We start from the raw sequence: 25,483 nt of genomic DNA, 5'->3' as shown, positions 1-25,483 counted from the left end.
CTTCAGCTCAGGACAAGAGCGCCGGAATGCTTGGCCTTGTCTTCAGGCTCGACATGGATGTGGATGGAGGCCCGGCCCAGTTCGGAGCGGATGGCGGCCTCGATCTGGTCGCAGATTTCGTGGGCGTCATGGACGGTCAGGGCGCTCGGCACCACGAGATGAAACTCCACGAAGGACAGGGCGCCGACCTTGCGGATGCGGAGATCGTGGGCTTCCAGCGCGCCGGTTGCGCTTGAGGAAATCATGGCCTTGACCGCTTCCATCTGCTCGGGGGACGGCGCTTCGTCCATCAGGCCGGACAGGGAATGCTTCATCATGGAAAAGCCTGCGCGCATGACGTTCAGAGCGACCAGTCCAGACAGAATGGCGTCTAGGCGGTCCCATTTCAGCAGCGGGATCAGGGAGACGCCGATCACGAGTGCCACGGTCGCCCAGACATCCGAAACAACATGTTCGCCCGCGGCCTGAAGCGCCTGTGAGGACTGTTTGCGCCCGACCGCGATCAGGATGCGGCCCCAGATGAGATTGACCAGTCCGGCCAGTGCATTGAGTGCCACGCCGGAGAAGGGCGCGCGGATGGGTTCGGGATGGCGCCAGTCGTGAACGGCGATGACCAGAATGCCGACGGCTGTCAGAACGACCAGAACGCCTTCGAGGACGGCGGACAGATATTCCGCCTTGCCGTGGCCGTAGGGGTGGTTGTCGTCGGCCGGAAGGGCCGCAACGGACATGGCCCAGAGCGTTCCGATAGCCGCCACCACGTTCAGGATGGTCTCAATCGCGTCCGAAAGCAGGGCGCTGGAGCCCGAGACCACATAGGCCGCGTATTTGATGGCAAGGACCACCACGCTTAGCGCGATGGAGGCCCGGGCGACCTTGATGCGGGTTGATGTCATGACGCGTCCTCAGCAGCAGGGCTGGTGCGTGTCGCAGACAGAAGGCTGTGTTTCAAGCTGGAAAGTGGGATGGGCGATGTCAAACTGCGTCCGCAGCAGCGCGGCGGCGTTGGCGATGATCTGGTCCGGAGGGACGGGATGTGCCGGGTCGCAGAGGAGATGGACGGTCAGGGCGGTTTCGGTCGTGCTCATGGCCCAGATATGCAGGTGATGCAGCCCGGACACGCCTTCGACGGAAAGGAGGGCTGTCTGAACCGCCTCGGGATCGATTCCTGTCGGGACCGCATCCAGCGCCAGATCCAGTGAACGGCGCAGCAGGGACCACGTGCCGATGACGATGGAGGCCGAGACGATCAGGCTCATGATGGGGTCGATGATCGTATAGCCCGTAAACGAAATGAGCAGTCCGGCGATGACGACCGAAAACGCCATGACGGCATCTGCCGCCATGTGCAGGAAAGCGCCACGGATGTTGAGGTCGCTCGATGCGCCTTTCATGAACAGCAGGGCTGTGACGGCGTTGACGGCAATCCCGACCAGCGCGACCCAGCTGATGATCTCACCCTGAACCATCTCGTGGGAGAACAGGCGTAGGACGGATTCCCAGACGATGCCGCCGGTCACGAGCAGCAGGATCGTGGCATTCGCAAGAGCAGAGAGGATCGTGGAGCGGCGCAGGCCGTAGGTGAAGCGCGCGCTGGAGGGGCGCGTCGCCAGAACCTGCGCCAGCCATGCACCCGCAAGACCCAGCACGTCGGACAGGTTGTGCCCTGCATCGGCCAGCAGGGACATCGAATGCGCCCAGACGCCCCAAAGCGCTTCCCCGGCGACATAGGCCGTGTTCAGGGCGATCCCGATGGCGAAGGCCGCACCGAAACTTGTCGGGGCATGGACATGCTGATGGCCGAATCCGAAGCCATGACTGTGCCCGTCACAATCCCCGTGGTCATGATCGTGGTGGTCATGGCCCGCATGGTCGTGTCCTGCATGATCATGCGGGGCGGCGATGTCATGATGGGGGTGATCGCAGGCGTGGTGGGGATCTGAAGTCATGGAGGCCAGTGCTGCAAGAATGGAAGCACGACCTTACCGCATGTGACGCAGCCGTTCCATCTCTATATCCTCATGCGGGACGATATTGCCGAACGTCGCAGGGCGTGGTGTCGTCATGTTAGCGCTGCGATTACGAAGAAGGACAGGAAACGATGGCTGAAAAACGTATTCTCATCATCGCGGGTGATTTCGTTGAGGATTACGAAATCATGGTGCCGTTCCAGATGCTGCTTCTGGTCGGGCACAAGGTCGATGTGGTGTCGCCGGGTAAGAAGGCCGGGGAGCAGATCGCAACGGCGATTCACGATTTCGAAGGCCATCAGACCTACACCGAAAAGCGCGGCCATAATTTCACGCTGAACGCGACCTATGCGGGCGTGGCGGCGGATTCTTACGACGCGCTGGTCATTCCGGGTGGACGCGCGCCAGAACAGCTCAGCACCGACGAAAGCGTGCTGGATCTGGTCCGGGCGTTCGTCGAGAGCGGCAAGCCGGTGGCGGCCGTGTGTCACGGTCCGCAGCTTCTGGCGGCAGCGGGCGTCATCAGCGGCAAAAAGATTTCGGCCTATCCGGCCTGTCGTGCGGAAGTGCTGCTCGCCGGGGCCGAGTACCAGTCTCTTCCGATGGACGGCGCCGTGACGGACGGGCAGTTCGTCACCGGCCCGGCATGGCCCGCGCATCCGGCCTGGATCGGGCAGTTCCTCAAGGTTCTGGGCACGCAGATCACACCGTAAGGGATTTACACCCAGCGTTCACAACACTGTGGCGAAAAATCCCCTGAAATCGTAGAGAGGAAGCATGACGAGCTCCTCTCCTTCTCCCGATCCGCAGTCCACCCGACGTACCGGCAGTTTCGGCCGTGCCGAAGGCATGATGGAGCGCGCCTTCTTCGCGACCCGCTGGATCGCCGCACCGCTCTATTTCGGCCTGACGATCGGGCTGCTGCTGGTGGCGTTCAAGTTCTTCCAGCAGCTTATCGGACTGGTGCTGAAGGCGGCGGGGCTGGATTTCGACGATGTGTTCGTCGGCGTGCTGGACCTGATTGATCTGGTCCTGCTGGCCAATCTTCTGCTGATCGTCATGTTCTCGGGCTACGAAAACTTTGTTTCGCGCCTCGATATCCGCACACATGAGGATTATCCGAGCTGGATCGGGCATGTCACGTTCGGGGATATCAAGATCAAGCTCATGGCCTCGATCGTGGCCATGTCCGCGATCCATGTGCTGGCGGATTTCATCCGCGTGGACGAGACCTCGACGCGCGCTCTGGAATGGAGCGTGGGAATCCATCTCGCCTTCGTGGTCTCGGGTGTGCTGATGGCCGTCATGGACCGGATCATGGAAGGCTCACCGGATACGCATCATGCCGACCCCGCACCGCAGGGTGCAGGAAAGGCCGGGAATGATTCGGGGAACGGACACCACTGATGATCCGCATTACCGAACTGCGCCTCCCGCTCGATCATCCGGCGGAGGCGCTGCGTGAAGCCGTGCTCGCGCGGCTGGACATCGCATCTGAAGACCTGAAGAGCCTGATCGTGGCGCGGCGCGGATATGATGCCCGTAAGCGTGGTCATATCGTGCTTGTCTATAATGTGGACTGTGACGTTGCGGACGAAGCTGCTGTTCTGACCGCCCATGCGAACGATCAGCATATTCGCCCGAAACCGGACACGACCTATCATCTGCCCGAGGCGACGCTGCCCGAGGGAATGCCGCGTCCTGTGGTCATCGGGGCCGGACCGTGCGGGATCATGGCGGCGCTGACGCTGGCGCAGGCCGGGCTGAAACCCATCGTCATCGAACGGGGGAAGGACGTGAAGGCGCGGACGGTCGATACGTTCGCCCTGTGGCGCAAATCCATTCTGACGCCGGAGAGCAACGTCCAGTTCGGCGAAGGCGGGGCCGGGACGTTCTCGGACGGCAAGCTCTATTCCGGTGTGTCTGACCAGCGACATCTGGGGCGGCATGTTCTGGAAGAATTCGTCCGTGCGGGTGCGCCGGAAGAAATCCTGACGATTTCCAAGCCTCATATCGGGACGTTTCGTCTGGTCACGATGGTCATGTTCATCCGCGCTGAAATCGAGCGTCTGGGTGGCGAGTACCGGTTCGAGACCCGTGTTGAGGGCTTTGAGATGGAAGGCGAGGGCGAGGAACGTCGTCTCCGCGGTCTGCATCTGTCGAACGGTGAAACGCTTCCGGCGGAGCGGGTCATTCTGGCGGTCGGGCATTCGGCGCGCGATACGTTTGAAATGCTGCGTGAAGCCCATGTGGAGATGGACCCAAAACCGTTCTCCATCGGCGTACGGATCGAACACCCACAATCCGTGATTGACGTAGCCCGCTTTGGTGCGAGTGCCGGGCATGAAATGTTGGGGGCTGCGGATTATAAACTCGTCCACCATGCCTCGAATGGTCGTGCGGTCTATTCGTTCTGCATGTGCCCCGGCGGGCAGGTCGTGGCGGCAACGTCCGAGGAAGGGCAGGTCGTCACTAACGGGATGAGCCAGTATTCCCGTGCTGAGCGCAATGCCAATAGCGGCATCGTCGTTGAAGTGAAGCCCGAGCTTGATTTTCCGGACGATGTTCTGGGCGGCATGGCGTTTCAGCGACAGTGGGAAAAAGCAGCGTTCGTCGCGGGTGGGAGCAATTACAACGCCCCTGCCCAGCGGGTCGGGGATTTTCTGGCGGGGCGTCCGTCCACGTCGCTGGGTGACGTCGTGCCGTCCTATCAGCCGGGTGTGACGCCGACGGATCTGACGCTGTGCCTGCCGCCTTTCGTGACGGACGCCATCCGCGAGGCCCTGCCGCAGTTTGAACGCAAGCTGCGCGGTTTTTCCATGGATGATGCCATCATGACAGGTGTGGAAACGCGCACGTCCTCGCCGATCCGCCTGCGTCGTGACCGTGACGGGCAAAGCCCGACCCTGCGCGGATTGTTTCCGGCAGGTGAGGGGGCAGGATACGCTGGTGGCATCCTTTCTGCCGGGATTGATGGCATCCGGGCAGCGGAGTGGCTGGCGGCTTCTCTTTAAGAGGCCTTTTCATCGCCTTCCATATGTTCGCCGGGAAGCTCTTTCGGGCGGATCAGGGCAATGGCTCCCGTCACGACACTGGTGCCAAGCACGAAGATTTCGGCTGAGAGGGGCAGGGTGAGGATTGTCGGGCCGAACATGGGCACGAGCTTCTGTGCCATGCCCTGTCCGATGGAGCCGAGCGCATAGCCAAGCCCCATGCCGAAACTGCGGGTGTCTGATGGGAAACGCTGCGCCAGATAATGCGGGACAAGAGCGAAAATACCCGAAGCCGCAGCACCCATGACGAAGGCTGCGGTCAGCAGTATGGTCCAGGTCGGTGCGCTCAGGAACGGCCAGATCGTCAGCATCACAACGACCAGCGCGCTGAGCATGACGCGGACTTCTCCGAACCGCTCGGCTAGCCAGCCGCAGAAGACCTTTCCGCCGAATGATCCGATGCAATACAGCGTGACCGGCCAGAAAACCGCCTGTTGCGTCAGGTGGTGGCTGCCACGCAGGATCGTCGGGTAATAGGTGTAGATCGCAGCTTTCTGGAATTCGAGAAAGCTCATGAAAGCGATTGCTTGAAGCGCTGCACCCGTCAGGCGGAATTTGGGCCGTGGTGGGGGGGCTGTGTGATGCTGCTTCCCGGCCAGACGTTCTTCACGATTGCGCAGCCAGACCGGACTTTCTGGTACGCCGATGCGGATGAACAGTGCGAGTGCGGCGGGGGCGAGACCGATAAAGAACAGTACGCGCCATCCATAATGCGGCAGGATCAAGGCCTGCACCCCAGCCGCGACGAAATAGCCGACTTCATAGCCGGACATCATGAGTGCGGAGGCCATGGGGCGTGTCCACGCCGGTACGCTTTCCATCAGCAGAGCGGCTGAGGCAGTCCATTCGCCGCCAAAGCCGATTCCGAAAAGAAACTGCACGGCCATCAACACATAAAAGTGATGAGAGAGTCCGGTCATGGCGGAAAAGACCGCAAACCAGACGACGCCGAGCATGAAAGCGGGCTTGCGACCATACCGGTCAGCCAGCCATCCCCAGCCGGTATTGCCGACGGCACGCCCGATGGACTGCCCCATCAGCACGGCCCCCAGATCGGCGATCGTGCATCCGAAATCATGGGCGATGTCGGGGAGCGTGAACATGAGCGTCGTCTGGTCGAAAGCATCCAGAAACCAGCCCAGAAAGGAGGCAAAAGTGACCTGCCAGTAGGGCAGGAGCGCAACAAGAGAGCCTTGGGAAGATGTAGATACGGCGGAGCGGGTTGTGGCATCCGTCATGCAGAATGGTCCTGTCTCGGAGGGGAAAAGACCCCACGCCCAAGGGTGTCACAGGCCCGGAAGAAGGTCCGGGCGCGAAACCGTAGCAGCTTTGTCCGGATTGATCGAACGAAGAGTTTCAGGCTGTCCGGAGCGGATAGACCGGGCGGGTATAGGCCATCAATCACGGTTCAAACGACACCAGAAAAACCCGTATCATTAAGGAAAAATTAGGGTGTTGAGCGGCATTGTTCTGACATGAAGAACGGAGGTGTCCGCATTGGATGATCTAGGACGGGGGGCGACTTCGGTGGCGGCAATCCCCCAGGACCTGCATGTCGGCCAGACAGCCATGGTGGATGAGCTGTCTGAGCTGCCTGAAGGCAAGCTGGACTATGTGGCCTCTATGGCTGCGTCCAGCGCAGGAATGTTTGCCACGACATTGCGGAGTCGCAGGGCGCGGCAAAAAAGCGCACTACCTCCTCTGCGATGGCTGCCTCGCTTTGTGCTCGGGCGTAACGGAACAGACAAGGTGATCGGGGCGCAGGTGGATATGAGCCAGCTCTGGCTCTCGGTGCCACGTCGAACCCTGCGCAAAAGCCGACGCAAGAGTCTGGGACAGCAGCAACGGGAGTTTGACGCGGATCTGTTGGGCAATGCGTGCTCACAGGCCGCGACATGGCCTGATGCAATGCGTCTAATGGTCTCTCTGGAAGACGATCAGGCTCCCGATGGAGATTTTAACGGACGTCTGAACACGGTTCTTCAGAGTAGCGGTTTTCCGGTTAGCCGTCTGGATCTTGTTTTCCAGGAAAGTGGCCTGGCGCAGGATGACAAAGAAACCTGCTATACGCTGTCCGCCCTGCGCGATCAGGGGTGTCAGATTTTTCTTGGAGGATTTGGAACTGCCCCTTCGAGTCTGAGTCTTCTGCGCGAACGTGCTGTTGGGGGACTGCTGGATGGAGTGCAGTTTGATGCCTCTCTCCTGACCCCTTCAGGCACGACATGGCAGCAGTCAGGAGAGGCCCCACTTCTGGACGAAAGCGCTATGGTTTTCTATCGAGCCGCTCTTGAAGCTGTGAAGGCGCTAGGTCTCAAAGTGCGGGGTGTAGGGGTGGATTTTCCGGATCTTCTGGCATTCGTACAGAAGGTCGGATGTGTTGAAGCTTCCGGAACTATTCTGGCAGGTCCCGAGACGACAGCCCAGATCAGTGAACGGTTTGAAGAAAGTGCAGGACGGCCACGGCGGCGTCGTATGGCAAGAACGGCGGAAGGTCTTTAACGAGGCCTCCACCGTTCTGAAGTCTGGATTTCCCGATCAGCGATCGAATCAAGCGCTCAGTTTATCTTGCATTGATAACTGAAAAGGCGTTCGGGGTTTTCCCGAAGCATGGAAGCCAGCATGGGGAGCACTTCGGTCAGCGCGGTTTCCACGGCTTCCGGGGACTGACCTGTTTGATCGCAGATATGCTTTATTCTTTTTGCTCCCATGAGGTCCTCGACCTGTTCTGGTGACAGAGGGGTTAAAGAGGACGTGCGAATTTCACTGATGGTGGTTGCAAACTCACAATCTTCTTTCATCATATTGATTGTGACTTGAGTCAGGCCCGAGCGATCCGTGCTCGCGCCGCTTAACCAGTCACCAAAGCGGGTGAAAACGGACGTTGCGGCTTGGGCTTCGGTCTGCCCCTTGCCGGACTTCGTTGTGTATGTGCTCTGGACGGTCATTGTCAGGCTCCTTCTGTTAGAAGAAAACGGGCCTTTTCCGGGCTAGTGGCCCCAGTTTCATAACGTCTGTTTCCTGATCGGGATGCGAGGAGGAGGAAACACCTTTCTGTGTTGTTTGTCACAGAACTTCCTCCTCTTGTCACAAACTCTGACAGTCTCTCCTGTCAGCGCAAGGCTGCACTTTCCACGAGGACGATTTCCGCATCCTCCCGCGCGGTGATCGTGATGCTTTCCACATCATGAAGGGCCGCACCGTCCCGGTGTCCAACGATTTGCCCGTCTATTTCTACGCTGCCTGTGGCAGGAACAAGGTAGCTAAACATGGTGCGGTCCGTCTGGAAGGTCAGGGTTTCTCCGGCCTTGAGTGTAGCGCCACAGACCCGCCCGCGGGTGCGGATGGGAAGGGCGTTGTCTTCCGGAAAACCCGAAGCGAGTGGGACGAGGCGCCCGTTGCGCTCATGGCGTGGGAACGGACGGGTGCCCCAGGACGGTTTGCCGCCTGTTTCGTCCGGGATCAGCCAGATCTGAAAGAGCGTCGTGGCGTCGTCTTCACGGTTGAACTCGGAATGTGTGATTCCGCTGCCTGCCGACATGACCTGCACATCGCCAGCTTCGGTTCGGCCGCGATTACCGAGACTGTCTTCGTGCGTAATGGCACCTGTCCGCACATAGGTAATGATTTCCATGTCGCGATGCGGATGCGCGCCAAAGCCGTTATGGGGTGCGATGCGGTCGTCGTTCCACACGCGCAGCCGACCCCAGTGCATCCGGTTGCGATCCTGATAGTCCGAAAAAGAAAAATGATAATGGGCGTCGAGCCAGCCGTGATCGGCGTGACCGAGAGTGGCGAAAGGTCTGATGTCCAGCATGGCTACATGCTCCTGAGTGATGTCTTGTTAAAGATAATGGGGCGCAGCAGCCATGAAGAAAATGGAAAGTATGGAAATACACAGTTTCCAGAAAAGACATGGAGATCTCTCTGATGCTGTACGGTCCTGGCTGGAGAGAGCTTGGCGAGACCGTGTCGCAGGATTACAGTGCCGGGCAGGAGAAAAACGCGATGAACTATGATGCGATGTTTCAGTCCGCTCTCGACGGTCTGCATGCGGATGGCAGCTACCGTTACTTTGCGGATCTGGAACGCCGGGCAGGTCATTTTCCCAAGGCTTTCCATCATGGCCTGGGCCGTGATGTGACGGTCTGGTGTTCGAACGACTATCTCGGTATGGGGCAGCACCCCGAAGTCCTGACAGCTATGCATGATGCACTCGACGAAACGGGTGCCGGAGCTGGTGGAACCCGCAATATCTCGGGCACCAACCATTATCATGTGGAACTGGAAAAAGAACTCGCGTCCCTGCACGGCAAGGAAAGTGCGCTGCTGTTCAATTCCGGCTATCTGTCGAACTGGGTGACGCTTGGGACCATTGCAGGGCGGCTTCGTAACTGCGTTGTGCTGTCTGACGAACTCAACCATGCCTCCATGATTGAAGGTATCCGTCACTCGCGGGCCGAGAAGCAGATCTTCCGCCACAACGATGTCGCGGATCTGGAGCGTCGTCTGAAGGAGCTTCCTGCCGACGTTCCGAAGATCATCGCATTCGAGTCCGTCTATTCGATGGACGGTGATATCGCTCCGATCGAGGCCTTCTGCGATCTGGCCGACAAATACGGCGCCATGACCTATCTCGACGAGGTTCATGCGGTTGGCATGTATGGCGATCATGGTGCGGGTGTGGCCGAGAAGCTCGGTCTGTTTCATCGTCTGACGGTGATCGAGGGAACGCTGGGCAAGGGATATGGCGTTGTAGGCGGCTACATCGCCGCCTCTGCCGCACTTTGTGACTTTGTGCGTTCGTTTGGATCGGGCTTCATTTTCTCCACGGCTCTTCCGCCGATGATCGCGGCTGGTGCACTGGCCAGTGTGCGGTATTTGCGCCGGAGCAGTGCCGAGCGTGACGGTCAGCAGCGGGCTGTAGCTTACCTGCGTCAGGCGCTGGACAAGGCAGGTCTGCCGCATGTCATGAACCCGAGCCATATTGTGCCCGTCATGGTGGGGGAGGCCGAACTGTGCCGCAGCCTGTCGGATGAGCTGCTGAATCGTTTCGGGAATTATATCCAGCCGATCAATTTCCCGACCGTACCGCGCGGAACGGAGCGGCTGCGGATCACGCCGACGCCACTTCACACGAACGAGATGATTGACGAACTGGTCGAGGCGCTCGCCACGTTATGGCAGGAACGTCAGCTCAAGACGTCCAAATCTGCCGCAGCCTGAAACGGAGGGGTGGGCCAGCGTTTCCACCCTTTTCTATTAGATCATGAAAAAGGCAGACCTTTTTTAAGGTCTGCCTTTTTTTGTTTGTGCTTAGGGGGCTGAAAATCAGGCTGCGACTGCTGCCTGATCTCCATGCGACAGGATATGGAGGCTTAAAATTCCTCCGGACGTCATTAACGTCCGCCCCAGGTCCAGCCGGGCATTGCCGGCCGTCCAGCGGGCGTGACTGCTTTCGATGCTCCACCAACCATCGGCGTATGGGTCCGACAGATGATTGGAGAGGTGCTGAGTTTGCTCGTCGTTCCAGACGGTTACATCCCCAACCAGAACACCAAGCATCCGACGGTCGTCGACGAACGGTCCAATCCTGTCAGCAGGACGTGCGGCCTGACTCAGAATGCGGACGCTCTGGCAGCCTTCTGGCAGCATGAAGACAAAATGCTCGCCACTTGTGCGAATGGGATACAGGATCGTACCGTCTTCTAGCACGAGGTGGATTGTATTTTTGGTCTCTATTGAAGGAGCCGATTGAGTGTCGGCATAGCCCAGAGCCTGTGCGCGCAATGCGATTGCCGCAAAGATTGGCTCGACGTGTGAGCGGTCCGTAACCAGCGGTGCGGCGGCATCTTTTTCCCAGCTCAGAGGATGCAGACGGGCGATCTGATGGCCCTTCATAAGGGCATCCGGACGATGGCCCACATCCATGAAGCTCTCCGACAGCGCGCCGTTGGCAATCAGGATAGCGTGTTTTTCAGTTTCGATATGATAATAGTCATACTCCGTGATGGAGTGGTCGTAGGCAATCGTCATGCCGTTGACGAGCATCCGAACGGGAATGAAGGTGCCTTCAAGCATCATACAATGCTCTGGGGTGACCAGAAGATCTCGACTGGGAATGCCATCTGCCAGGGCACCCGCACGAATACGTACAGGAACAGCGTCCATGTCCGCCTGCCCGGTAGTACCGACTGTTGTGTGAGCATGTCCGACGCGCAGAATTGTGCGGGAGTGAAGAGTCCCATTCTCGTGGACCATGACCTGATCGCCAGCCTCAAGCGTCTCGATGGCGCATTCGCCTTCGGGAGTGAGGATCATGGAGCCGGCCAAATAGCAGATCTGCCCGTTATAGCCGGTCGCGCCACCCACAACGCTCCAGCTTCCGTTCGCGTTCTGAACGATTGTGGGCGTACCGGGGCGTTGAGTTGGGGCCGAAGGAAATGTTCGAAAGTGTAATGCCGTTATTATAGTGGTCGAAAGCGATTTTCAGTGTGTAGGTGCCGCTGCTGTTCGCAACGAATGTTGCACTGATGGGAGGTGTCCCGCCGTGGCCGATAGTGATGACGGACGCGGCGTCATAACCCGTGATGGGTGTGGAGACTGTCTGATTATAGTCTGCGAAGATGAGCTGGTTCGGGGCACTATTTACGGCGTCGCGGCCGAACACGATCCTACCACCAGCCGTCGCATTGTTGACGTATAGTGACGCCCCGTTCTGCAGGACCGTCGTCAGGGAAGATCCCATTTGGAATTGCGCGTTGGAACTTCCCAACGTCGTCTGGTCCAAAATCAGCGTCCCTGTACCGCCGACACTGTTGCTGTTGATGGAAATGGCCGGATTGCCGGAAATCTGAAGGGTGCCGTTGACTGTGGGGTTGCTGCCAAGATTGACGGTGCTGGACGTGTCGACAAGCATGGTCCCGCCCTGAGCAACGGTCAGGCTGTTCGCGTAGAAAGCCGTTGCGCCAGGTGTGGGGGATGTTGCGGTGACATTAAGCGTAGCGTTGCTGCCGACCTTCAACGTCGTGATCTGCGTTGCGTTAGCCTGTGCGACGTTGATCGTAACTGCGCTGCCGTCCGGCTTGCCAGCAAGGACATCAACCCATCCCTTGCTGGGAGGGGCTTTACCTTCGCTCCAGTTTGCGTCTGCGAACCAGTCGCCGTTTGCACCACCAATCCAGTAGTTTGTCATCTCGTTGAGTCCTGATGATGTCAGGAGTTATCCCCCCGAGAAGAAGGAGTTCCACACCTGACCTGTGAAGCATTGTCTCACCAAAAGAGTTAATTATTGATCAACTCAGGTTCAAGATTATTCGAGTTTTAAAAAGAAAAACATCAATGACAAATTATCACGCTAATATTTCTGCTGAAATGTGTTCCGTCATTGCAATAAATATTTTTCGCGGAAAATAGCCCGGAATTACTGAGGAAAAGAGGATGCGACGGCTTGCCTGACGCGGATCTTCAGCTCATCATGTTGTGATGGCATCACAGGAAAAATCAGTTCCGTTCCGTAAGAATCGAAAAGTAACGAAGCTTTCGCAACGTCTGGGAGTTTCGACGGCGGCGTGTGTTCTGGATGTCATGGTCAATGATCGACATGCTCTGGTGCGCGACAGCGCCGCTTTTATTGTGTTGCTGGAGAAAATCTGGAAAGCGCGGGATGTCGAGGCCGAGTTGATCTGGACGGAGATTGAAGAGCGCCTCCGTCTGGCGGACGAGTTGCGTGTTGGAGGAATACGTCCCTACAAGGGGGGCCGTTTTCGTTCGACGAAGCTGCCGTGACATGCCGCCCCTGCCAGACCTTTCCCATATTACGCTTGCAGATCTGACGCGTCTTGACCTCGTTGCGCTGGGTATCATGGCGCTTTCGGCCTTATGGGGGCTGACGCGGGGTTTTGCGACCGAACTTGCCGGGCTTTTGGCCTGGGTCGGAGCAATCGTCCTGACCTATCGGTTTCATGGACTGCTCGAACCTTATTTAACGCCCTATCTGCATCAGACCGCGCTGGCGGGAAGCGCAAGCACGGCGATTCTGTTCGTTGTTGTGCTGCTGTTCTTCACCATGATTGGTGCGAGGGTTGGGGCTGCGGCGAGGGGTGTCCTGTTCGGAGGCGTGGATCGTATTCTGGGTGCAGTGTTCGGTGTGGCGCGTGGTTATGTGGCCCTGATCGTCCTTTATCTGCTGGCAGGCTCTTTTTTTGGCTCGTGGATGTCCTATGTGATGCAAGGAAGCCTCATCGGTCCTTACATTGCCGCCGGGGCAACCCATCTGACAGGTTATCTGCCTCATTTCCTGCAACCGCATCTTGCGTCTGAGGTCACAAGCGGCCATGAGGCGTCCTTGTGAAACCAGTCCGGAAAGGCCGCGCCGCATGACCCAGTCCGACAGTCTCAACCGCCCGTATGAAGAATGCGGGGTTTTTGGCGTCTGGGGTGTGCCTGATGCATCGGCCCTGACCGCCCTAGGCCTGCACGCCCTCCAGCATCGTGGACAGGAAGCGGCGGGTATCGTCAGTTTCGATGGCGAACGATTCCACCAGCACAAGGGGCTGGGGCTGGTGGGCGACGTGTTCGGAGACAGCCGCGTTATGGCGACGCTGCCCGGCACGGTTGCGATTGGCCATAACCGCTATGCCACGACCGGCGGAACGCATGTCCGCAACGTACAGCCGCTTTATGCCGATTATGAGTTCGGTGGTCTGGCAGTCGCGCATAACGGCAATCTGACGAATTCCGCGACGCTCAAGCAGGCGCTGGTCAAGCGGGGATGCATTTTCCATTCTTCGACGGATACGGAAGTCTTCATCCATCTGATCGCCATTTCGCTCTATACGACCGTGCTCGATCGCTTCATTGACGCCGTCAAACAGGTCAAGGGCGCGTACTCGCTGATTACACTGACGCCGGATGACGGTCTGATTGGCATGCGCGATCCGCTCGGTGTGCGTCCGCTCGTTCTGGGCCGGATGCCGGGTCACGAACAGGGGAATGGTGGCTGGGTTCTGGCCAGCGAGACCTGTGCGCTGGATATTATCGGGGCGGATTATGTCCGCGACATCGAACCGGGCGAGATTGTCGTCATTAATAATGACGGCCTGCGCTCCCTGCGTCCTTTCGGGGATCAGGGCGGTCGGTTCTGTGTGTTCGAATACATCTATTTCGCGCGGCCTGATTCCGTTCTTGAAGGCCAGCCCGTCTATGAAGCGCGTCGCCAGATCGGTTGCGAGCTGGCGCGGGAAAGCGCGGTTGAGGCCGATGTCGTGGTGCCGGTGCCGGATTCCGGCGTGCCGTCTGCGATTGGCTATGCGGCGGAAAGCGGTATCCCGTTTGAACTCGGGATCATCCGCAATCACTATGTAGGCCGGACCTTCATCGAGCCGACGGATCAGATCCGTAACCTGGGTGTGAAGATGAAGCACTCCGCCAACCGGCCGGTTCTGGCGGGCAAGCGCGTCATTCTGGTGGATGATTCAATCGTCCGCGGCACGACATCGCGCAAGATCGTGGACATGGTCCGGGCTGCCGGTGCGACGGAAGTGCATATGCGCATCACGTCTCCGCCGACCAAACATGCCTGCTTCTACGGCATTGATACGCCCGAGGAGAGCAAGCTGATGGCTGCGACCCATACGCTTGAGGAAATGGCGCGGGCGATCGGTGTCGACAGTCTGGCGTTTGTCAGTTTCGACGGGCTCTACCGGGCGCTGGGCCATGCGAACCGCGCCGAGGGTGCGCGCCGCTATTGCGACGCCTGCTTCACGGGGGATTATCCGATCGAACTGGTGGACAAGGAAGGTAATCTCGTCGCGTAACGTCTTTTCGCTGAGATCCTATGAAAAAGGCGCCTGACCTGATGGTCTGGCGCCTTTTTATTTGTCAGCTGTTCAGGGATATGGGTAAGGCGCCTCTGAAGAGGCGGTTTTGGGGCGGGTGTGTGTGTCTGTCGGGAGCAGGGAGTCCAGAGGCAGGGTCATGACCGCCTCCAGGCCCGGGGTCAGGGTTGTGTAGGTCAGTGTTCCGGCAAGGCTACTGACGACGGCATTCATCATGCGCGTCCCGAACCCGGTTCCCTTGAGCTGCGGCGTACAGGCACCCTGATCAGAAACCGTCAGGACCAGCCGGGTGCCAGTCTGGGCAAGCCCGACATAAAGCGGCCCGGCGTTGCCGTCATAGGCGTATTTGCTGGTGTTGATAATCAGTTCGGTCAGGACCAGACCAATATTGATGGCGCGGTCTGCGGCAATCATGATCGGGAAGAGGGAGAGATGCATCTGGTCGTGCCAGCCCTCGCCCAGTGACGTGCACAGCTCTTCCATCAGTTCTTCGATATAGCGGCCCAGATCGACGACGCCGACATGTTCGTCACGGTAAAGGCGACGATGCACGAGGCCGATGGCGGCGATCCGGTGCTGCGCTTCCTTTAGGGCCGTCGTGGTGTCGTCATTTGACGCGCTTCGGGCCTGAAGCTTGAGGAAGGAGGCGACCATCTGAAGCGAATTCTGAACGCGGTGATTGACTTCGCGGATCAGGAAGTCCTTCTGGCGCAGCAGGTCTTCGCGTTCTTCCAGTGTGGCGGCGAGGGTCGCATTGAGTTCGCGGAGCTGCTGGGTCTGATCGTCAGCGATCAGGACACGGCGCAGGCGGCGGGCGGCCTGCCTCTGTTCGTTTGTCCAGCGGATGCTGTGCCCGCGGATGGTCTGTTCCCATGTCCTGAAAGAAGTGCGTGGGCGTAGAATGCCGTCGCTGTCCGCATCGCCCTTGTGCGGATTTCCGGCCCATTCGATGGTCTGGATGATTTCGACCCGGCTCCAGACAAGACAGATGGGCGTACGGAGTGGGAGGATGATGGCAAGGAGGCCGGCGCAGCGTTCTGGCCAATCGGTTGCTGGAGGATAGTCCCGGCCCAGCATGGCGCTGCTGAAGATCCCACCATTGTTGCCCGCTTTCAGCCAGTCATGCAGCCTGTGCAGGTCTTCTGTATCGGGAAGCACGCCCGTTGCACTGATGGTTGCGCCACCGATGACGGCAAAACCGTTGCAGGGGAAGAGGGCCTGCAATTCGTTGATGCAACTGCGAAGATTGTTTTCAAGCGGACGGCGCACATCGAAATGGGACGTGACTGATTCCATCGCGTTCCGCAGGCGCAGACGTTCCTGATAAGTGACCAGCTCTTCCTTGTTCCGTAACTGGCGGGACATGACACCGGCCAGAGTCCGACAGGCCGCGCGGACATCTTCAGAAAGAGGCTTCGGAGAAGAATTGTGGCAGGCGATCAGGCCCCACAGGATGCCATCGACAACCAGCGAGACTGAAGCCGAGGCGCGGACGCCCATATTGGCCATATACTGGAGGTGGATCGGCGAAACGCTGCGGAGTTGCACGTCGCTGAGATTGATCCCCGCAAGTCCGGCGTCGGACGGACGGATGGGGGCGGCCTCATAGGTGATGTCAGGGATGACGCGAATACGGTTGCGGACATAGAGAGTCCGCGCCTGCGCAGGAATATCACTGGCCGGGAAATGGTGATTCATCAGGGACGGGAACGTATCGTTGCGGCTTTCTCCGACAACGCAGCCCGTGCCATCTTCCATGAAACGATAAATCAGGACACGGTCAAAGCCGGTAAGGCTCTGGAAGAGCGTTGCGCCGTGGCGACAGACGGACGCGATGTCCGGGCAGCGCTCGAAGCGGTCTGCGGCTCTGTCGATCTCGCCGAAAATGTCCCAGGTCAACAGGTTATGGACGTCGACGGGTTCGAGTTCGATAAGAAGATGCGTGTTCTGCGTATGACGCACGACACTAAAGGTTTCACCCGCCAGGCCGGTAATACGCAGATCCGATAGGGACGCGCGTTTTTCGTCCTGCAGACGCCCTGTCGGGACGTTCAGGAGGCTTGTGAGGTTGCGCCCAAGCCAGTCAGGATTCAGACGGCCCTCGATATCCCCCGCCCCACCAAGGACGGTCAGGGTTGCGCTGTCGGCGATCAGCAGAAGGCCATACGGCTGAATGGCATCCGGACGATGAATGGGTTCGCGGTCACAGGACGTCGTGACGGCATGTGCCAGCGAATAGCCCGGTTCTGAGCCCGCAGGGCGCTGGGCCGTCAACCGGCGATCCGCCTGATGGAAAGAAAGCGCAGTCGGAGGGTAGGCTGAAAGACAGCGGACATGAAGACCTCTTTGTTAGCGGCCACCTTGTTCAGCGCGAAAAGTCCGGTCAGGTGAGGTCCAGAATTTACCATGTCCATTATCTGTTCCTCACCGCCTGCTGTCAATTTATGGCGTTTTATTTCAGGGCTGGCGGCTGTCTGCCTGAATCCAGGAGGCAACGTCGGCCGAGAGGGCGTGGCGGCTGGCGGGGCGCGTGTAGAGCATGTGGCCACCCTGATAGAGATGCAGCGACACGCGATCTGCACCAACCGTCAGGTGATCTTTCATCCAGCGTGCGGTCGCGAATGGGCAGGCCACGTCATAATAGCCGTTTGCCACGAAAACGCGCAGACCGGGATCAAGCGCCAGAAGGCGGTTCAGAACCGGGATCTGATGGATGGGCGACGGGCCGCCTGCACTCCATTTCCAGCTTGAGTTCACCTTGAAGGACAGCAGATCATAGGTCAGGGGTGTTTTGAAGCCGAGGTCGTTTGCGGCATAGCCCGAGAAGGCATTGCCATAGGCGCGACCGAAGCCGAACAGCGTCGGATCAGGGCTTTCGTCCAGACCGTCGGCCGAAGGATCGGCGATCGACTGTGTGAAATCATACAGTCCGTACAGGCGACCGTCGCGGGACATGATGTCATGCGAGCCGATTGCCGGAACACCATGCTGGCGTGCAATGACATCCTGCGGCAGGCCGGTGCGCTGGGCGATTTCGGCATAAAGCGCCTGACCTTCGCTTCCTGACGGCAGCTTTCCGGCGATTTTCGGCAGATATGTGTTCAGAGACCACTGATAGGCTTCGTCAGCAGTCTTTTCCGTCACGGTCGGGCTCTGATGCGCGGCGATCAGGCTTGGCATCATGAGAGCGGCGGAGAGCGGATTGTCATCCGAATCGAGCAGGGGCATCTCGATGGCTGGGGAGATCATGACGATGCCGTTGAGCAGGATGCCCTGTTCCATCTGGAGCGCATTGGCGACCTGAATGGAGCGGATGCCGCCATAGCTTTCGCCCACGAGATAATGCGGCGAGGCTTCACGACCGTTTGCTGCTGTCCACAGGCCGATGGCCTTGGCGAAGGTGCTGGCATCCTGCTTGACGCCATAGAACTGGTCTCCGGCCTTAGCCGTATCGGTGGGGCGGGAATAACCCGTGCCCACGGCGTCGATGAAGACCATGTCGGTGACGGGGAGCCAGCTGTCAGGGTTGTCCGCAAGCTGGGCATGGGTGCCGTCCGTCGGGTCTTTGGCGGGCATGGTCAGGGCCTTGGGGCCAGCCGCGCCGAGGTTCAGATAGGCCGTGGCCGCACCCGGTCCGCCATTGAAGAAGTACGAGACTGGACGGGTGCCAGCAGGGACGCCGTCCTTCGTGTAGGACACATAGAACATGCGGGCCGTGGGTTTGCCGTCGGGGCCGCGCAGGATGAGCGTTCCGGCATGGGCGGTGTAGGCGATGCCGTTCAGATGATGCTGGGTGACGGAATCTGCCGGGAGCAGGGCCGGTTCGCCCGTGAAGGCGTCGTTTGCCTTGCCGGTTTCGACCTTGCTGGTGTCGGTTTTGGGGGCATCGGCCGCCGCAGCCGTACAGACGGGGGTGAGGAGCGTTAAAGCGAGCAGGGCTGCGCGGCGGGTCATCATCTGACGGGCATCTCCGGGAAAAAAGCAGAAGAGTCCGCCCTATCAGTCCTGAGCTGTAACGACCATCGCTTCCGCATGAAGTTTTCGTCATGCGGAAGCGGTCTGAAGCGGGTGTTCGGTCAGGCTTTGGGGGGCGTGATGTTCGGGCGCAGCATGAGGCGCGGATCGGCGACGCGGTCATACTCTTCCGATGTCATGAAGCCCAGTTCCAGCGCCGCGTCACGCGGGCTCAGATCCTTTTCCATGGCGTGATGCGCGACCTGTGCGGCGCGGTCGTAGCCGATGGCCGGGGAGAGGGCCGTGACAAGGACCAGCGAACGCTCCAGATCCTGTTTCAGCTTTTCAGTATTGGCCTTCGTGCCTTCGACGAGGAAGCGGCGGAAGTTTTCCGAACCATCATGCAGAAGCGTGATGCCCTGCATGATGTTGTGGATCATGAGCGGCTTGTAGACATTCATGTCCAGCATGCCCGCAGCCCCGCCGAGACCGACCGCAACATCGTTGCTCATGACCTGAAGGGCGAGCATGGCCAGCGCCTCGGCCTGCGTCGGGTTGATCTTGCCCGGCATGATCGACGATCCCGGCTCGTTCTCCGGCAGGTGCAGTTCGCCCAGACCGGCGCGGGGGCCGCAGGCGAGCAGACGGATGTCGTTGGAGATCTTGAACAGACTGCCTGCCGTCGTGCGCAGCGCGCCCGACAGATGCACCAGCGCATCATGCGCGCCCTGAAGCGCGAACTTGTTTTCGCCAGCCGTGAAGCCGAGGCCGGTCAGGCGAGCGATTTCAGCAGAGGCGCGGCGGTCGAAGCCTTCGTCCGTGCTGACGCCGGTGCCGAGTGCCGTACCACCGAGGGCGAGGGGGAACAGACCGTCGCGGGCCTGTTCCAGACGTGCGATGTTGTCCATCAGCATCCCGGCATAGCCGTGCCATTCCTGACCCAGCGTGATGGGAACGGCGTCCTGAAGATGCGTGCGGCCAACCTTGACCAGATCGCGCCATTCCTCGGCCTTGGCGGCCATGGCGTCACGCAGGCGCGTCAGGGCCGGGATCAGGCTGCGATGCGTGCCGAGGACGGCCGCGATATGCATGGCGGTCGGGAAGTTGCAGTTGGTGGACTGCGACATGTTGACGTGATCGTTAGGGTGCAGCGGCGTCTTGCTGCCGAGCGGGTTGCCTGTGATCTGGCAGCCGCGGTTTGCGATCACTTCATTGACGTTCATGTTGAACTGTGTGCCCGAACCCGTCATCCAGACACGGAGCGGGAACATCCGGTCATGCTCGCCTTTGATGATCTCGTCACAAACGGTCTGGATCAGATCTGCCCGCTCCTGCGACAGGCGACCGCTGGCGGCATTGGCTGTCGCGCAGGCGCGCTTCATGATCGCATAGGCTTCGATCATTTCATGCGGCATCAGTTCGCGGCCGATGCTGAAATATTTCAAGGAGCGCTGGGTCTGCGCGCCCCACAGCACATCGTCAGCGACGTCGATCGGGCCCATGCCATCGGTTTCGGTACGGCTCATTGTCTCTTTTCGGCTTTCCTGCGGGTGATCGGGCTCATTTCACGGGGAAATTATCGCACAATCGCCTCAGGACAAAGGAACCGGGCCATAGAAAATCCGGATGCCGTCACAGCAAGGGAACGGCTTCAGGATTCCACGATCTGGGCAACCGGATGACGGCCATAGGTATTTGTCAGGATCACACCGGCCATGACGACCGCACCGCCGATCAGGGTTCGCAGGGATGGGACTTCGCCGGTGAGGAAATAGGCCAGCACCATCGTCACGGGCGGCAGCAGATACAGCAGCGCCGCACCACGGGAGGCGCCGAGATGCCCGATGACGAACCCCCAGGCGGCATAGCCGAACGCTGCCGGGAAAATGCCAAGCTCCAGCACGGCGGCCTGTCCCTGCCATGAGGCGTGAGAGAAGCTCGTGAGGCCCTGAGGCAGCCACGGGGTCAGGAAAATTGCACCCGAAATCAGGACATAGGCGATGGTGGGCAGGGCGCCGTAGCGGCGGATCAGGCCCTTCTGGAGGATCGTGTAAAACGCCGCGCAGACGGCGGCGCCAAACACCAGCGTGGCACCGGAGCCAAAGGAGAGACCGCCGCTCTGTCCTTTGGCGATCATGGCGACGCCGCTGAAGCTCAGGACCGATCCGGCCCAGCCCCAGCGGGACATGCGCTCGTCGAGGAACACCATGGCCAGAAGCCCCGCCATGAGCGGTGCCGCGCTGATGAGAAGACTGGCCGCTCCAGACGAAACGGTCATTTCTCCGCAGTTGAACAGGATGTTGTAGAGCATGATACCGATCATGCCGCAGGCGAGAATCTGCGGAATATCGGTTGTCAGGGGGCGTGCGGGACGTTTCCAGCAAAGCCAGAAGGCCGCCATGATGGCTGCGACGGCATAGCGCAATGCTGCCAGCGGCACGGGTGCAAAATCATGTAGGGCAATCCGGACGACAGGATAGGCGCTGGCCCAGGACAGAATGGCCACGGCGACGAAAAACGGCAGGGTGCGTCCGGAAGATTGTGTCATTCCTGTTTATTAGCAGGAATGTTTCGGAAGCGGGAAGAGTCTCGAAAGCGGGATAAGCGCGTTGCTCATCCCGGTATGTCATCGTAGCCAGCGGTCGCCGCTGAAACGGTTGTGGGAAAAGAGAAAACCGGCCACCAGTCCAATAGCGGCGAACATGATGGTCCATAGCGAGATCGGCAGAAGCAGGGTGGAAACCGCCGAGAGCAGGACCATTCCGGCAAACGCGCAGACTGCGGATTCGAGAAGGCGCGGGCCGTAATGACGCTCAGCACCGCAATGTGGGCATTTCTCCGATGTCGGGCGCATGGCGTTGCGACAGACGGGGCACAGCGCGATGGCGTTGGCTTCGGGTTTTCTCACTGGCCGTTATTCTCCTGATGTTCGCCGACCGCGATACGCGCTTCCACGGCCATACGCCAGGGCGCATCGGCCGGTGCCGCGGCCAGGGCGCGGCGATAGAGGTCGAGGCTTTCGCCAGAAATATGGCTGCCGTTGCGACTTTCAAGCTCGGCGAGGCGAATGGCAAGCTCGGGCTCGAAATGGGCGCCGAGAGCGATCTTCCAGTCCCGGATCGCGTCATCCGTCAGACCGGAGCTGGCTTCGACCTGCCCCAGCATGAAATGCCCGGTTGCATAGGTCGAAGATGTGGCCGGGATCGTGGCGACTTCAGTCTGAAGTTTATGGATCGTCTCCAGACCCTTTGCGTCCGGTCCCGTCTGACGCTGACTCAGCGGCTGGGGGGGGAGGGAAGGGTGTCCGTTGACGATGTAGAGCGCAAACGCCAGCACCGGGATGCCAAGTCCGACCGCCAGAACAGGAAGAACCCGGCTGCGTTTTGCCGGTTCAGCCGAAAGATCTTCGACGGCGGCTTCTCCGTCCGTAGCCAGCAGGCGGCGCTGAACTTCAAGGCGCGCGGCTTGATATTCCTCGCCATTAATGAGGGCAAGCGCATGATCGCGCTCTAGATCGCCAAGCTGTCCACGATACAGCGTGAGGGCAGAGTCGCGGGCGTTTACGCGGCGACGCAGGGTTCGCAGGCCCAGAAAGGCGGGGCACAGGGCCACCGCGGCGATAATCAGGATTCCCAACCAGAACAAAAAGTTTACTCCCGGCCCGAAAGGGCATCCAGACGCGCTCGCTCGTCATCCGTGAGCGGCGCAGGCGTGGCGACGACGCGGCGTCTGGCCGCACGCCATGCGATGACAAGTCCGGCCACCAATGCCAGCGCCGGCATCAGCCAGAGCAGGGCGGTGGACCATGAAAATTGTGGAGCCAGACGGATGAATTCGCCGTAGCGTTCGGTCATCCAGTCCATGATCTGCTGATCGCTTTTGCCTGCCGCGACCTGTTCGCGGACAACCTTGCGGAGATCACGGGCGAGGGGCGCGCTGCTGTCCTCGATGCTCTCGTTCTGACAAACGAGGCAGCGCAGATGCGCGCCGATGGCTTCAGCCCGTTTTTCCTGCGCCGGGTTGGGCAGCATTTCGGCGGGATCGTCCACGGCAAGGGCTACGCCGCCGCCGATCAGTCCAACCGCGAGGAGCAGGGCCGGAAAGCGTCTGGAAGCCTTCATAGTCCGGCCAGCCTCGGGCGGATTTCCGCCTCGTAGATCTGCGGGTCGAGGGCGGCGCTGCCATGCCAGATAATGCGGCCTCCCGGTGCAACCAGAAAGCTCTCGGGCACGCCGGTCACGCCCCAGTCGATCGCCACGCGGCCATGACGGTCGGAAGCGACGCGGGCGTAAGGCGAGCCGTCGCGTTGGATGAAGGCGCTGGCGTTTTCGGGCTTGTCCTCATAGGCGATGCCCCAGATCGGCATGTTGCGCGAGATGGCGCGCAGGCCGGGCATTTCCGCCACGCAAGGAATGCACCATGAGGCGAAGAAATTGACCAGAACCGGACGGTGCTGGGCTTTGAGTTCCGCATCTGTAAAGCCGTCGCCAAGGCCGGGGAGGCCCGGCATGGCGAAGGTCGGGATGGGTTTGCCGACATTGGGGTTCTTGATGGCGCGCGGGTCGAAGGCGCCGCTGCGCATGTCGCTCAGCATCCGCCAGAACCCGACGCCGAGGACGCCCGCACCGATAATGGGCACGGCCGTGAGGATACCGCGTCGTGTTACGCTCATGTCCGTTTCTCCTCAGGCGCGGGCCATGTTGCGGGCGGCGGCACGCTTGGGCGCGCCGATCCGCATCCGGCGGTCAGACAGCGAGAACGCACCGCCGATCGCCATGACCAGTCCGCCCAGCCACATCCAGGGCGCGAGCGGATTGCGGTGCAGACGCAGGACATAGGTGGTGTCCTTGCCCGTACCGTGCCGGTCACCCACCACGCCGTACAGATCAGTGATGAAGTTGGTGTGGATCGCAACTTCGGTCGTGGTCTGGCTCTGCGTCGTGAAGTCGCGCTTTTCAGGATGCAGGATGGTCACGAGCTTGCCGTTGTGGCGGATGGCGATGTCGGCCTGCATGGCCTTGTAGTTCGGGCCGATATAGTCGTGCACGTCCAGAAGGGTCCAGTCGTCTCCGGCCAGAGAGCGCGTTTCGCCGATATGCACTTCAACGATGGCGTGCTCGGCTTGGGACATGCCGCAGAGCCCAAGGATGGTGATGCCTGCGCCGATATGGGCCAGTGCTGCACCCCAGCTTGAACGCGGCAGGTTCTTCATGCGCTCCCACACGCCCTGCGCGGACGTATGGCCGATGCCGATCCGGCGCAGCACGTCGGAGACGGACGCTGTGATGACCCAAACGGCCAGCGCGCCGCAGGCGATGGGTAGGATGCCGGAAAGCTTCCAGAAGCACAGGGCCAGCCCGATTGCGGCAATGCCAGCTGCAGCATAGAGGTGCGAGAACGTCCGGGCCAGTTGCGCGCGTTTCCACGGCAGGGCAGTGCCGATGCCCATGGCCAGCAGAAGCGGCAGGGTCAGCGGGATCGTGGCGGCGTCGAAGAATGGCTTACCGACGGAAATGGTCCGCCCGGCCAGAAGCTGCATGAAGGGCGGGTACATCGTGCCTGTGACGACGACGGCGCAGATCGAGCAGAGCAGGATATTGTTCAGGACCAGCGAGCCTTCACGCGAAACCGGAGAAAACAGGCCGGTCGAGGTGAGGGAGGGCGCGCGCCATGCGAACAGAGCGAGCGAGCCGCCGATGACGATGGCAAGCAGGGCCAGAATAAACACACCGCGGGCGGGATCGTTGGCAAAGGCGTGGACCGAGTTCAGGATGCCCGAGCGGACAAGGAACGTGCCCGATAGCGAGAACGAGAACGTCGCGATGGCCAGCAACACCGTCCAGATTTTCAGACCTTCGCGCTTTTCCACGACGATGGCGGAATGCACGAGGGCCGTGCCCGTCAGCCATGGAATGAGGGAGGCGTTTTCCACCGGGTCCCAGAACCAGTAGCCGCCCCAGCCCAGCACATAATAAGACCACCACGAACCGAGCGCGATGCCGCAGGTCAGGAAGCACCAGGCGGCCACGGCCCAGGGACGGACCCAGCGGCCCCAGGCGGCATCGACGCGGCCTTCGATCAGGGCGGCGACGGCGAAGGCGAAGGGGACGGCGAAACCGACGTAGCCGGTGTAGAGAATGGGCGGATGGAAGGCGAGGCCGGGATCCTGAAGCAGCGGGTTCATGCCCTGACCGTCCATCGGTGCGGGGAAAACGCGCTCAAACGGATCGGACGTCAGGAGGCAGAACATCTGGAACCCGGCGGAGACGCCGCCGAGAATAGCCAGAACGCGCCCGCGCAGGATGTCCGGCAGGTTGCGGCCGAACAGTGAGACCGCGCCGCCGCAGACGGCGAGGATCAGCGTCCAGAGCAGGACGGAGCCTTCATGGTTTCCCCAGACGCCCGTAATCTTATAAAGCAGCGGCTTGGAAACGGCGGAGTTCGCCGCGACGTTCTGGACCGAGAAATCGTCGCTGACGGCGCACATCACGAGGCAGAGGAACGAATAGCCCAGCGCAAGCAACTGTGAGACCGCGAGATAGGGCGCAAGCCCCACGAGGCGCGCGTCGCGGCGGCTGGCGCCCCAGAGCGGGACGGCAAACTGCACGAGGGCGAGCACGCAGGCGAGGGCCAGGGCGAAATGGCCCTGTTCTGGTCCGAACATCAGGCG

Annotated in this window: 24 protein-coding genes; 8 read left to right on the top strand and 16 right to left on the bottom strand. The window is 60.2% G+C overall.

Annotated elements, in window-relative coordinates; translation table 11 throughout:
* Nucleotides 1-2 precede the first annotated feature (2 nt).
* Together ABDK74_RS05575 and ABDK74_RS05570 are read right to left on the bottom strand one after the other, a co-directional pair.
* Complete coding sequence (locus tag ABDK74_RS05575; protein WP_346003037.1) at nt 3-896, bottom strand: cation diffusion facilitator family transporter; 894 nt, start codon at nt 894-896, stop codon at nt 3-5.
* Between the two features lie 9 nt (nt 897-905).
* Nucleotides 906-1,949, bottom strand: coding sequence for a cation diffusion facilitator family transporter (locus tag ABDK74_RS05570; protein WP_346003036.1), 1,044 nt, complete (start codon nt 1,947-1,949; stop codon nt 906-908).
* A gap of 152 nt (nt 1,950-2,101) precedes the next feature.
* Between ABDK74_RS05570 and ABDK74_RS05565 the strand changes: the two genes are divergently transcribed.
* The 3 genes from ABDK74_RS05565 (at nt 2,102) to ABDK74_RS05555 (ending at nt 4,984) form a co-directional block, all read left to right on the top strand.
* Nucleotides 2,102-2,683, top strand: a complete 582-nt coding sequence (locus tag ABDK74_RS05565; RefSeq protein WP_194254197.1) for a DJ-1/PfpI family protein — start codon at nt 2,102-2,104, stop codon at nt 2,681-2,683.
* A gap of 64 nt (nt 2,684-2,747) precedes the next feature.
* Nucleotides 2,748-3,377, top strand: coding sequence for a TIGR00645 family protein (locus ABDK74_RS05560; RefSeq protein ID WP_346003035.1), 630 nt, complete (start codon nt 2,748-2,750; stop codon nt 3,375-3,377).
* Nucleotides 3,377-4,984: an FAD-dependent protein gene (locus ABDK74_RS05555; protein ID WP_346003034.1), complete on the top strand. Its 1,608-nt coding sequence runs from the start codon at nt 3,377-3,379 to the stop codon at nt 4,982-4,984. Before ABDK74_RS05560 ends, ABDK74_RS05555 begins: the two co-directional genes overlap by 1 nt.
* Here the strand turns inward: ABDK74_RS05555 and ABDK74_RS05550 are convergent.
* On the bottom strand, nt 4,981-6,261 hold the full coding sequence (locus ABDK74_RS05550; protein WP_346003033.1) for an MFS transporter: 1,281 nt from the start codon (nt 6,259-6,261) through the stop codon (nt 4,981-4,983). The two genes, ABDK74_RS05555 and ABDK74_RS05550, sit on opposite strands and share 4 nt — an antisense overlap.
* 289 nt (nt 6,262-6,550) lie before the next feature.
* Here ABDK74_RS05550 and ABDK74_RS05545 point away from each other — a divergent pair, with 289 nt between their 5' ends.
* The gene (locus ABDK74_RS05545) at nt 6,551-7,522 is read left to right on the top strand and encodes an EAL domain-containing protein (RefSeq protein WP_346003032.1); all 972 of its coding nucleotides are present in this window, start codon (nt 6,551-6,553) and stop codon (nt 7,520-7,522) included.
* 56 nt (nt 7,523-7,578) lie between these two features.
* On the opposite strand, the gene ABDK74_RS05540 is transcribed toward ABDK74_RS05545, so the two are convergent.
* Together ABDK74_RS05540 and ABDK74_RS05535 are read right to left on the bottom strand one after the other, a co-directional pair.
* Complete coding sequence (locus tag ABDK74_RS05540; RefSeq protein WP_194254200.1) at nt 7,579-7,968, bottom strand: YidB family protein; 390 nt, start codon at nt 7,966-7,968, stop codon at nt 7,579-7,581.
* A 164-nt stretch (nt 7,969-8,132) separates the two neighbouring features.
* Nucleotides 8,133-8,837 (bottom strand): pirin family protein, encoded by a 705-nt coding sequence (locus ABDK74_RS05535; protein ID WP_346003031.1) that lies wholly within the window; start codon nt 8,835-8,837, stop codon nt 8,133-8,135.
* Between the two features lie 191 nt (nt 8,838-9,028).
* Between ABDK74_RS05535 and hemA the strand changes: the two genes are divergently transcribed.
* Nucleotides 9,029-10,246, top strand: a complete 1,218-nt coding sequence (gene hemA, locus ABDK74_RS05530; RefSeq protein WP_346004168.1) for a 5-aminolevulinate synthase — start codon at nt 9,029-9,031, stop codon at nt 10,244-10,246.
* Nucleotides 10,247-10,351: 105 nt separating this feature from the next.
* Here hemA and ABDK74_RS05525 read toward each other — a convergent pair whose 3' ends face one another.
* Nucleotides 10,352-11,392, bottom strand: coding sequence for a Hint domain-containing protein (locus ABDK74_RS05525; protein ID WP_346003030.1), 1,041 nt, complete (start codon nt 11,390-11,392; stop codon nt 10,352-10,354).
* Nucleotides 11,370-12,215 (bottom strand): hypothetical protein, encoded by an 846-nt coding sequence (locus tag ABDK74_RS05520; RefSeq protein ID WP_346003029.1) that lies wholly within the window; start codon nt 12,213-12,215, stop codon nt 11,370-11,372. The genes ABDK74_RS05525 and ABDK74_RS05520 overlap by 23 nt, the downstream gene beginning before the upstream one ends.
* A gap of 290 nt (nt 12,216-12,505) precedes the next feature.
* Here ABDK74_RS05520 and ABDK74_RS05515 point away from each other — a divergent pair, with 290 nt between their 5' ends.
* Genes ABDK74_RS05515 through purF form a run of 3 tightly spaced genes read left to right on the top strand, consistent with a single transcriptional unit; the run spans nt 12,506 to nt 14,838 of the window.
* Complete coding sequence (locus tag ABDK74_RS05515; protein ID WP_194254203.1) at nt 12,506-12,808, top strand: hypothetical protein; 303 nt, start codon at nt 12,506-12,508, stop codon at nt 12,806-12,808.
* A 1-nt stretch (nt 12,809) separates the two neighbouring features.
* Complete coding sequence (locus tag ABDK74_RS05510; RefSeq protein ID WP_346003028.1) at nt 12,810-13,373, top strand: CvpA family protein; 564 nt, start codon at nt 12,810-12,812, stop codon at nt 13,371-13,373.
* 25 nt (nt 13,374-13,398) lie between these two features.
* Nucleotides 13,399-14,838 carry an amidophosphoribosyltransferase gene (gene purF, locus ABDK74_RS05505; RefSeq protein ID WP_346003027.1) on the top strand — a complete coding sequence of 480 codons (1,440 nt, stop codon included), beginning with the start codon at nt 13,399-13,401 and terminating at the stop codon, nt 14,836-14,838.
* A gap of 72 nt (nt 14,839-14,910) precedes the next feature.
* On the opposite strand, the gene ABDK74_RS05500 is transcribed toward purF, so the two are convergent.
* The 9 genes from ABDK74_RS05500 to ABDK74_RS05460 form a co-directional block, all read right to left on the bottom strand.
* Nucleotides 14,911-17,133 (bottom strand): histidine kinase dimerization/phosphoacceptor domain -containing protein, encoded by a 2,223-nt coding sequence (locus tag ABDK74_RS05500; protein WP_346003026.1) that lies wholly within the window; start codon nt 17,131-17,133, stop codon nt 14,911-14,913.
* A gap of 183 nt (nt 17,134-17,316) precedes the next feature.
* Complete coding sequence (locus tag ABDK74_RS05495; RefSeq protein WP_346003025.1) at nt 17,317-18,816, bottom strand: S10 family serine carboxypeptidase-like protein; 1,500 nt, start codon at nt 18,814-18,816, stop codon at nt 17,317-17,319.
* Between the two features lie 119 nt (nt 18,817-18,935).
* Nucleotides 18,936-20,339 carry a class II fumarate hydratase gene (locus ABDK74_RS05490; RefSeq protein ID WP_346003024.1) on the bottom strand — a complete coding sequence of 468 codons (1,404 nt, stop codon included), beginning with the start codon at nt 20,337-20,339 and terminating at the stop codon, nt 18,936-18,938.
* A gap of 125 nt (nt 20,340-20,464) precedes the next feature.
* Nucleotides 20,465-21,361, bottom strand: coding sequence for a DMT family transporter (locus ABDK74_RS05485; RefSeq protein WP_346003023.1), 897 nt, complete (start codon nt 21,359-21,361; stop codon nt 20,465-20,467).
* 78 nt (nt 21,362-21,439) lie between these two features.
* Nucleotides 21,440-21,721, bottom strand: coding sequence for a hypothetical protein (locus ABDK74_RS05480; protein WP_194254210.1), 282 nt, complete (start codon nt 21,719-21,721; stop codon nt 21,440-21,442).
* Nucleotides 21,718-22,458, bottom strand: a complete 741-nt coding sequence (ccmI, locus tag ABDK74_RS05475; protein WP_346003022.1) for a c-type cytochrome biogenesis protein CcmI — start codon at nt 22,456-22,458, stop codon at nt 21,718-21,720. The genes ABDK74_RS05480 and ccmI overlap by 4 nt, the downstream gene beginning before the upstream one ends.
* Before the next feature lie 5 nt (nt 22,459-22,463).
* Complete coding sequence (locus ABDK74_RS05470; protein ID WP_346003021.1) at nt 22,464-22,934, bottom strand: cytochrome c-type biogenesis protein; 471 nt, start codon at nt 22,932-22,934, stop codon at nt 22,464-22,466.
* Nucleotides 22,931-23,485, bottom strand: coding sequence for a DsbE family thiol:disulfide interchange protein (locus tag ABDK74_RS05465; protein ID WP_099285486.1), 555 nt, complete (start codon nt 23,483-23,485; stop codon nt 22,931-22,933). The genes ABDK74_RS05470 and ABDK74_RS05465 overlap by 4 nt, the downstream gene beginning before the upstream one ends.
* A 12-nt stretch (nt 23,486-23,497) precedes the next feature.
* A complete protein-coding gene (locus tag ABDK74_RS05460; protein ID WP_346003020.1) occupies nt 23,498-25,477 on the bottom strand; it encodes a heme lyase CcmF/NrfE family subunit in 1,980 nt (659 codons plus the stop codon).
* Between the last annotated feature and the right edge of the window lie 6 nt (nt 25,478-25,483).

The sequence above is a fragment of the Gluconobacter sp. OJB genome (assembly GCF_039638275.1).
Taxonomy (GTDB): domain Bacteria; phylum Pseudomonadota; class Alphaproteobacteria; order Acetobacterales; family Acetobacteraceae; genus Gluconobacter; species Gluconobacter cerevisiae.
The sequence above is the reverse complement of the archived record's forward strand: the minus strand, read 5'-3'. Positions and strand labels throughout refer to the sequence as shown.

Bases quoted from the DNA above. Each gene is read 5' to 3' on its own strand.
- ABDK74_RS05575 (WP_346003037.1), bottom strand. From the start codon at position 896: ATGACATCAACCCGCATCAAGGTCGCCCGGGCCTCCATCGCGCTAAGC.
- ABDK74_RS05570 (WP_346003036.1), bottom strand. From the start codon at position 1,949: ATGACTTCAGATCCCCACCACGCCTGCGATCACCCCCATCATGACATC.
- ABDK74_RS05565 (WP_194254197.1), top strand. From the start codon at position 2,102: ATGGCTGAAAAACGTATTCTCATCATCGCGGGTGATTTCGTTGAGGAT.
- ABDK74_RS05560 (WP_346003035.1), top strand. From the start codon at position 2,748: ATGACGAGCTCCTCTCCTTCTCCCGATCCGCAGTCCACCCGACGTACC.
- ABDK74_RS05555 (WP_346003034.1), top strand. From the start codon at position 3,377: ATGATCCGCATTACCGAACTGCGCCTCCCGCTCGATCATCCGGCGGAG.
- ABDK74_RS05550 (WP_346003033.1), bottom strand. From the start codon at position 6,261: ATGACGGATGCCACAACCCGCTCCGCCGTATCTACATCTTCCCAAGGC.
- ABDK74_RS05540 (WP_194254200.1), bottom strand. From the start codon at position 7,968: ATGACCGTCCAGAGCACATACACAACGAAGTCCGGCAAGGGGCAGACC.
- ABDK74_RS05535 (WP_346003031.1), bottom strand. From the start codon at position 8,837: ATGCTGGACATCAGACCTTTCGCCACTCTCGGTCACGCCGATCACGGC.
- hemA (WP_346004168.1), top strand. From the start codon at position 9,029: ATGAACTATGATGCGATGTTTCAGTCCGCTCTCGACGGTCTGCATGCG.
- ABDK74_RS05520 (WP_346003029.1), bottom strand. From the start codon at position 12,215: ATGACAAACTACTGGATTGGTGGTGCAAACGGCGACTGGTTCGCAGAC.
- ABDK74_RS05515 (WP_194254203.1), top strand. From the start codon at position 12,506: ATGGCATCACAGGAAAAATCAGTTCCGTTCCGTAAGAATCGAAAAGTA.
- ABDK74_RS05510 (WP_346003028.1), top strand. From the start codon at position 12,810: ATGCCGCCCCTGCCAGACCTTTCCCATATTACGCTTGCAGATCTGACG.
- purF (WP_346003027.1), top strand. From the start codon at position 13,399: ATGACCCAGTCCGACAGTCTCAACCGCCCGTATGAAGAATGCGGGGTT.
- ABDK74_RS05495 (WP_346003025.1), bottom strand. From the start codon at position 18,816: ATGATGACCCGCCGCGCAGCCCTGCTCGCTTTAACGCTCCTCACCCCC.
- ABDK74_RS05490 (WP_346003024.1), bottom strand. From the start codon at position 20,339: ATGAGCCGTACCGAAACCGATGGCATGGGCCCGATCGACGTCGCTGAC.
- ABDK74_RS05485 (WP_346003023.1), bottom strand. From the start codon at position 21,361: ATGACACAATCTTCCGGACGCACCCTGCCGTTTTTCGTCGCCGTGGCC.
- ABDK74_RS05470 (WP_346003021.1), bottom strand. From the start codon at position 22,934: ATGAAGGCTTCCAGACGCTTTCCGGCCCTGCTCCTCGCGGTTGGACTG.
- ABDK74_RS05465 (WP_099285486.1), bottom strand. From the start codon at position 23,485: ATGAGCGTAACACGACGCGGTATCCTCACGGCCGTGCCCATTATCGGT.
- ABDK74_RS05460 (WP_346003020.1), bottom strand. From the start codon at position 25,477: ATGTTCGGACCAGAACAGGGCCATTTCGCCCTGGCCCTCGCCTGCGTG.